Origin of the sequence: Mesorhizobium sp. M4B.F.Ca.ET.089.01.1.1 (assembly GCF_004022605.1) — a bacterium.
GTDB lineage: Bacteria > Pseudomonadota > Alphaproteobacteria > Rhizobiales > Rhizobiaceae > Mesorhizobium > Mesorhizobium abyssinicae.
On the sequence record NZ_RZOS01000502.1, the window covers coordinates 1 to 3758 of the forward strand.

Here is a 3758-nt window from a genome sequence, read left to right on the forward strand (position 1 = left end):
GCGGGCCGCGCGCCAGCGCGACACGGCCGATGTCCTGGCGCACCTCCGGATTGGCGAAGAGGCGGGAGATCGACATGTCGAGGTCGAGCTCGACATGGTCGCCCTTCTGCCATTCGCGCTGGATCGCCGCGTAGCCGTCGCTCGATGCGGCATCGAGAGCCATCGCCTTGCCGTTGACCTTGAGCGCCGCCTTGCGACACCAGGCCGGCACGCGCAGGTGCAGGGTGAAGGCGACCGGCGCCTGCGGCTCGACGCGGATCGAGACGGCGCCGTCCCAGGGATAATTGCTGGTCTGGACCAGGCTCACCGGCTTGCCCGATATCTCGAAGCGGGCGGTCGAGTCGCCATAGAGATGGACCGCCAGCGCGTCGTCGGCGAGGCCGTAGAAATAGCTGCCGATCGACGCCACCATGCGGCCGATATTGGGCGGGCAGCACGGGCAGCGGTGCCATTTCCAACGATTGTGCCGGCCGCGGCTTTCCAGCGGGTTCTCGTAGAAGAACAGCGAGCCGTCGAGCGAAAGGCCGGAGATCGAGCCGTTGTAGAGCGCCCGCTCCATCATGTCGGCGTAGCGCGCGTTCGGCCCCATGCCGAGCATGCGGCTCGACCAGAACACCAGGCCGACCGCGGCGCAGGTCTCGGCATAGGCGGTCTCGTTGGGCAGGTCGTAGTCGCTGGTGAAGCCTTCATTGTGCGCCGACGGGCCGAGGCCGCCGGTGACATAGAGGCTCTTGGTCGTCAGGTCGTCCCACAGCCGGTCGAGCGCCGCGCGCAGCGTATCGTCGCCATATTCGGTGGCGACATCGGCCATGCCGGAAAACAGGTACATCGCCCTGACCGCGTGGCCGACGACCTTGTCCTGCTCGCGCACGGGCTTGTGCGACTGGTTGTATTCGTAGGTTTTGAAATGATAGGCCTTCGGATCGGCGCCGCGGGCGCGAGCCTCCTCGTCGAAATAGTGCGGCAGCTGCCCTCGCTGGTCGATGAAGTACTTTGCCAGGTCCATGTATTTCTGCTCGCCGGTCGCCCGCGCCAGCTTGACCAGCGCCAGCTCGATCTCCTCATGGCCGCAATAGCCCTTCCTCTTGCCGGGCTCGGGACCGAAAGTGTCGGCGATGTGGTCGACATAGCGGCACATGATGTCGAGCAGCTTGCGCTTGCCCGTCGCCTGGAAATAGGCGACGGCGCCCTCGATCAGATGGCCGGCGCAATAAAGCTCGTGGCAGTCGCGCAGATTGGTCCAGCGCAGGCCGGGCTGGATGCGCTGGTACCAGCTCGACAGGTAGCCGTCGGACTGCTGCAGCCTGCCGTAGAGGTCGATGACGGCGTCGATCTTCTTCTCCAGCGCATCGTTGCGACGCCGGTAGAGCGAATAGGCGGCGGTCTCGATGGTCTTGCCCCAGTCGGAGTCCCAGAACATCTGCGTCGTCACCGTCGAGCCGGTGAAGCCGGGGTTGGCGGCCTCGTCGGGCGACGGCGAATGGAAGGGGATGACGACGCCCGGCGACGGCCGGTCGGGGTCGATCTGCTCCAGCATGCGGGCCTCGACGCAGCGCTCGTAGAGGATCTCGGCGGTGCGCGCGGCGACCGCATCGACCCGGTCGCCCCAGAAGCCGCGCACGTCGACCTGCGGCACCGGCAGCGGGCGGAAGGCGAGCTTCGGCTTGCCGGTCTTTTGGGCGTTGGTCATCGGCTTACTCCATTCAATTTCGTTGTCGTCATTTCACGGCGCCGGCCATCAGGCCGCGGATGTAGAAGCGCTGCAGCGCCAGGAAGAGGATCAGGCAGGGCACCATCATCACGGTGACGCCGGCCTGCACGGCACCCCAGTCGATGGCGCCGAAGCGGCCGGACTGCAGCGCCGTCATCATGATCGGCAGGGTGAACTTGGACTGGTCGGTCATCAGCACGAGCGCGGCCAGGAACTCGTTCCAGGCGCCGAGGAAGGCGAACAGCGCGATGGTGACGATGCCGGGCCAGACCAGCGGCAGCATGACCTGCAACAGCATGGTGACGTTGTTGGCGCCGTCCATGCGGGCCGCCTCCTCGATCTCGCGCGGCACCGCGTCGAAGGCGTTGCGCATCATGAAGATCGAGAACGGCAGCTGCAGCGTGACATAGACGAAGACCAGCCCGGTCAGCGTGTTGTGCAGGCCGACCTTGGTCAGCACCAGGAAGATCGGCGTCAGGATCGACTGGAACGGGATCATGATCGTCGACAGGATGATGACGAACAGCAGGTCCTTGAAGGGAAAGCGGAAGCGCGAGAAGCCGTAGCCGGCAAGCACGCTGACGATGACGGAAAACACCACCGTCATCACCGAGACGTAGATGCTGTTTTGCGCCGGCAGCCAGAGCCCGTCGCCGAAAGTGTTGAGCGTGCCGTAATTCTCGACCGAGAAGCCGGTGGTCGGCCATGGCGGCAGCGGCGGCTGGCGCGCCTCCTGCGACGGCTTGAAGGCCGACAGCACCGTCCAGACGATCGGCGCCAGGAACAGCAGCGAGGCGATGATGCCGGTCGCGTGCTCGGCGATGCCGAGCCGGATGCGGCTGGTGCGGCTGCGCGCCTGCGCCATCAGTCGACCCCTTCCGGTTTGCGCAGCAGCCAGAGCTGGACGAGGCTGAGCACGACGAGGATCAGAAGCAGGATCATCGAAAGTGCGGCGCCATAGCCGAGCTTGAACGACACGAAGGACTGGTTGAAGATCCAGTAGACGGCGGTCAGCGTCTGGTTGCGCGGGCCGCCGCGCAGGATGATGTAGAACTGGTCGAAGGCGAGGATGGAGCCGGCGACCGACAGGATCAGCGCCAGCGCCAGCGTGCGGCGCATCAGCGGCAGGGTGATGGCGCGGAAGCGCGCGAACGGCCCTGCCCCGTCGATCATGGCCGCCTCCTGCAGTTCCGACGGGATCGACTGCAGGCCGGTCATCAGGATGATCATGGTGAAGCCCGCGACCTTCCACACGACCATGGCGATGATCGACCAGAATGCCGGCTGGAAGGTGGCCAGAAGGTTGAACTTCTTCTCGGTCAGGCCGAGCGCGTAGGCGGCCGGGCTGAACAGGCCGGAATCGACGTTCAAGAGCCACGACCAGAGCAGGCTCGCCGAGGCGAAGCCGATGACGGCCGGCATGAAGAAGGCGGTGCGGTAGACATTGGTCATCGCCCGCGGCCGCTCGATGAAGATCGCCAGCGGAAAGGCGACGGCGAAGATCGCGATCGTCACCACCAGCGTGTACCAGCCGGTGAAGCGCAGCGCGTTCCAGAAGCGCGTGTCGCGCAGGATCGCCCAGTAGTTGCCGAGGCCGATGTAGGAGTGCTCGCCCATCAGCGGCCAGTTGTGCAGCGACATCCACGCCGTCATGCCCAGCGGCACGATGAAGAACACCGTGACCAGCGCCACCGCCGGCGCGACATAGAGCAGCCCGATCCACTGCCGACGCCCGGCGCCGACCAGCTTTCGCGGGCGCGCGGGGGCGGCGGTTTCTGCGGTTATGGTGGTCATGGGTAAGCACTCACTTCCCCTTCTCCCCTTGTGGGAGAAGGTGGATCGGCGCGCAGCGCCGAGACGGATGAGGGGTGCGCGAAGGATCGCCGTCCTTGCCAAGCTGGAGCACCCCTCATCCGTCGCCTTCGGCGACACCTTCTCCCACAGGGGGAGAAGGGGGAGCCTACCTGCCTGCGTCCCGCGGCATTCCGGTTAGATGAGTGCTTTCTCAACGCGATAGTCCTGCCTTTGGCGCTGCGTCCCCCTCCCC

General features: G+C 65.8%; 3 protein-coding genes. All 3 read right to left on the reverse strand.

Features of this window, described 5'->3' with window-relative positions; all coding sequences use genetic code 11:
• Positions 1–1690, reverse strand: a 1690-nt coding sequence (locus EN780_RS29435) for a beta-L-arabinofuranosidase domain-containing protein (protein ID WP_133372762.1), incomplete at its 3' end; no start/stop codon positions are given.
• Positions 1691–1718: 28 nt separating this feature from the next.
• A complete protein-coding gene (locus tag EN780_RS29440; protein ID WP_128276047.1) occupies positions 1719–2576 on the reverse strand; it encodes a carbohydrate ABC transporter permease in 858 nt (285 codons plus the stop codon).
• Positions 2576–3505, reverse strand: coding sequence for a sugar ABC transporter permease (locus EN780_RS29445; RefSeq protein ID WP_127394074.1), 930 nt, complete (start codon positions 3503–3505; stop codon positions 2576–2578). The genes EN780_RS29440 and EN780_RS29445 overlap by 1 nt, the downstream gene beginning before the upstream one ends.
• Positions 3506–3758: the final 253 nt, after the last annotated feature.

Bases quoted from the DNA above. Each gene is read 5' to 3' on its own strand.
- EN780_RS29440 (WP_128276047.1), bottom strand. From the start codon at position 2,576: ATGGCGCAGGCGCGCAGCCGCACCAGCCGCATCCGGCTCGGCATCGCC.
- EN780_RS29445 (WP_127394074.1), bottom strand. From the start codon at position 3,505: ATGACCACCATAACCGCAGAAACCGCCGCCCCCGCGCGCCCGCGAAAG.